The following is a 4,210-nucleotide window of genomic DNA, read 5'->3' on the forward strand; positions in this document are numbered from 1 at the left end:
TGCTTAAGAATAAAACTTGTTACACCCTTAAGCTCAATTCTAGCCTTTCAAAGGCATCTTAAATAGCTTTAATGGGTAATAAAAGACTAAAAAATAGTAAGTGAATTTAATTAGAGTTACAAATAAACAGCATTTTGCTTTGGCTTTATGCCTACATCACAAATCGAATAAAAACTTCCTGATATCATCTTTTGGCCCTTGCCCAAGTTTCTTTTTCAGTCGGTTAATGGCTTTACGAAGTGCATCGTCTGAGGTCCCCGTCATTTGGCATATTTCAAAATTACCCATCCCCATTTTTATATAAGCACAAAGTTTCCGTTCCTTCAAAGTCAAGGAAGGATAGCTAGCATCTAAGCTCTCAAAAAATCCAATATGCATTTCTTCAAAGTGAAGCTTAAATGTATCCCAACTTTGTCCCAGATCTATTTGTGCTTTTAGCTGTTTTTCAATAGACTTAATATCTGTTGCGTAAACATACTTAGTTATTTTGTCCAGACGATTTAGCTGTTTTAAGAGTTCATTTAGCAAAGTTGTCTTCTGAAAATCACAAATTGCCATACTGGCCAATTCACGTTCTTTATGTTCAAGGACCTGCTGGACGTAAATCTTTTCCTGCTCCAGAAGGTTTTTTATAAGCTCATGTTGCCTATTTAGCCTTAGCGTAGAGGTAATTCTTGCTCTAAATTCAATAGGGTTAAATGGTTTTTTTAGATAATCCACTGCCCCAGCCTCTAATGCCTCGCTAAGATTTTCTACACTCGTCTTTACCCCTGTAGCAACAATAATGGGTATTTCCTTAGTTTCATTTGAAGACTGGAGTATTTTAATGGCCTCAATCCCATCCATTTTTGGCATCTGCCAATCCATAATGATAAGATCTGGTTTTTTTTTCTTAGCCAATTCACAAGCTACTTTACCATTTGGGGCATAATAAACCTCATCGGTTTCACCATTTAAAAAGGATAAAATAACTTCTACATTGTGATAATCATCATCGGCAACGAGTAAACTAAAATTTTCAAAAACTTCGCTCATTTAATATTTAAAAATAAATCTTATATAAAATTAAAAATTTAGTAACATTCCTTAATGACAAGTCCCAAAAATAAGCATTCATGTATGAAACTCAAATTCATAGTTCCAACATCAATCAATCATAAAATGTGGTCTGATTTTTTCTAAAGGCCGTGTTTCCAAAAGGAATGTAATTACTAAGAGCTTGTCTTTTTTTATTTTACACAAAACACTTCAGCACATAGGTACATGGTCCTAAAGGTTTCTATCAAAAAATAGGCGATACTGCTCTTGCTTATATTTCCAATAACCTTTTGAATTTTTTCTCGTCACCCTGATAAACAGCCGCACGGATATCCTCCTTCCATTTGGAAGTAATATCTTCCTTTTCAAGACGCTCGAAAATAGCATGGAGTTGTCCCACCTGGAAAACCTCAAACCCTTTTAATTCATTCACATAATTGGAAATAATTTCTTTATCCTTTTCAAGGATCAAATTAACAACATCATCACTCAAAGATCGCTCTTCAGTTTCCTTGGCAATTTCTAGAAAATCTAATTCAATAGGAAGGGTAATATGAATCGTTGTCCCCAATCCTTTCTCAGATTCAGCCTCAATTTTTCCATTATGAGCCTCAACTGCGAACTTACAAAAAGTAAGACCCAAGCCTGTAGAGGCTGAATGACCTGATGGTTTTGCGTTCATTTGCCAGAATTTATTAAAAATGTGAGGTAACTTTTCCTTTGATATGCCAAAGCCCTCGTCCTTTACGGACAACTGTAAATATGCATTTTCATCATCATCAACACTAGTAGAAGCTCCTACCTTAATAGTGTCTCCAACGGCTGAATATTTGATTGCATTACTCAAAAGATTAACAAGAACTCGTACCATCATACCTTCATCTACCTTGAAATATATCTGGTTGGTAACATTGATTTCAAGGTTTAAGCTTTTCATTTGTAGCAATAGCTCAATTTGTGCTCGTGCCTCTGCTATAAGATGTTTCAAACTATGTCTTTCCAAATGGAGGGATACATTTGATTCCTCAAACTTCTGAACATCCAACATGTTGGTAACCAAGTTGAGCATCAGTTTCCCTGCCTGACCAATCTTGAGCATTTTTTTATCGGAAGGGTCAATTGCAGAAAGACCAAGAACGACGTTAAGAGAGTTTTTCATATCATGGGCAATCATATGAGTTAACCCCTCTTTGAAGTCAGATAATTCTTTCAGATTATAGTTTAGTTTTTCTAACTTCTCCGCAGTTTGGGATATCTCCAAGTGCTGCCGTTGAATAAGTGCATTATCTCTTTTTTTCCTTCGAAAGCTGATATAGAAATTAAAAAACAGCAGTAGGAATAAAATAGTAACCACCATGGAAGCATATTGAAACACTTGTCGTCTTTTCAACTCATTCTTTAAAGACAACTCCTCTTTTTCCTGCTTTGCAATAAGTAATTGCTTTTCTTTTTCTGCCTCAAATTCTGATTCTAACCGCACAAATTCCTTTAATTTCTTTTCATTAAAAAGAGAATCTTTTGAAACAATTGCTAATGATTGATATTTGTAGGCATTTTCAAAATCTCCTAGTGCCTTATAGTTTTGTGAAAGGGTATTGCTGGTTCTATTAACCAAAATTGGGGATTCTATTTCCTGAGCAAATTTCAATCCATCGAGCAAAAATTTGATAGATTCTTCATGTTTACCTTGCTTTTCAAAAAGAATTGCCATAACACTTAAGACATCAACTTGCTTATATTTATCGCCTATTTCTATGCAAATTGCCAATGCCTTATTATAGTGTTCTTGAGCTTTTTTGTACATTCCATTATCACGATATAAATTTCCAAGATGTTTTAGACTCTCTACTACTGATTTCTTTCGATTGAGCTCATTATTAATCTTAATTGCTTTTTCAAAATATTGAATGGCCAAACCAACCGAATCCATAGAACTGTAAGCTTTGCCAATAGTATAAGTACTTATTGCTTCTCCTCGTTTGTTACCTACCTCTTTACTTATCTTCAAAGCCCTTTGAAAATAATCAAGCGCCATGTCGTATTCTTTCATTTTCAAATAAATCTGACCAACATTATTCAGGTGATTACTTATACCATTCCTGGAATTGATAGATTCACTTACTTTCAACGCTTCCAAATAATAATTAAGAGCAGCGGGGTAATCTCCCATAAGCTTGTTTACTATACCCATGTTGTTCAACGTGCTAGCTATACCTGCTTTAAACCCTACTTCTCTCATAATAAGCAGCGCCTGATTGTTAATGCTCAAAGCCTGAGAATATTTATGTTGATCTTGGTAAACAACGCCAAGATTTATTAAAGTGATCCCAGCCCCTTTACGATCTCCCAATTGCTCTTTCAATACCAGACTCTTTTTATAATACTCTTCTGCCACCTTCAACTCTCCATTATTCCAATAATTGGTTGCCAATGAATTGTATGATTGAGCAATTCCCTCTGTAAAGTCAAGTGAAACGGCTAATGGCATCGCTTCTTCCCCATAAGCTATACCCTTTTTAGAATCCACTCTATTATAGAGGAAACTTAGCCTATTCAATATTTTCACTTTGAGCGTGTCCTGTTCTTCGTAGGTAGTAAGAACTTGTTCAAGACTATCAATCTCTGCTCTTTGCGCATAGGACATACTGTTGATTAATAACAGTATTACTATAACCGAGAGATGGAATTTTAACTGTTTAAAGAAATTATATAAAAGCATTGGTAATTATCTCGAATGACCCTAAATGTCGTAAAAAATTAAATACTTGGAGAAAATTTGAGGATTCTCACTGCCACCATTGGTAGGATTTTCTTTTTGAAAGGATCACACTACCTTTTCGTAACTTCTCTCATCCAAAAAAACCGGCTGGCAATTTCAAATAAAAAAGCTTTGACATTCCCCTACACAATATTACGTCACATTTTTCCCATAATCGTAAATAAGCTTAATGAGTCAATTCTTCTCCTTGACTCAGGTCCCCATATTTATAAAATAGAAAATTTCTCAGCTGATCTACATTAATGGATTAGGGATCAGGGTAGTTATTTTCAACGCAAATGGACTTTTTTAAGCTCATATAACTTTCAAAAGTAGCTAAAATACAATTTAGGTATTAATCATTTCAGTTTTAATTTTAAATTAATATTCGAAGAGAAAGTAGAAAAAGGGAGG

General features: G+C 34.5%; 2 protein-coding genes. Both read right to left on the reverse strand.

Annotation, left to right across the window (positions count from 1 at the left end; genetic code table 11):
- Positions 1–156: 156 nt before the first annotated feature.
- Positions 157–1,035, reverse strand: coding sequence for a response regulator (locus tag E1171_RS05980; RefSeq protein WP_155205059.1), 879 nt, complete (start codon positions 1,033–1,035; stop codon positions 157–159).
- 274 nt (positions 1,036–1,309) lie between these two features.
- Positions 1,310–3,682, reverse strand: coding sequence for a tetratricopeptide repeat-containing sensor histidine kinase (locus E1171_RS05985; RefSeq protein ID WP_187696290.1), 2,373 nt, complete (start codon positions 3,680–3,682; stop codon positions 1,310–1,312).
- Positions 3,683–4,210 lie beyond the last annotated feature (528 nt).

It is taken from the genome of Xanthovirga aplysinae (genome assembly GCF_009711365.1).
GTDB classification, from domain to species: domain Bacteria; phylum Bacteroidota; class Bacteroidia; order Cytophagales; family Cyclobacteriaceae; genus Xanthovirga; species Xanthovirga aplysinae.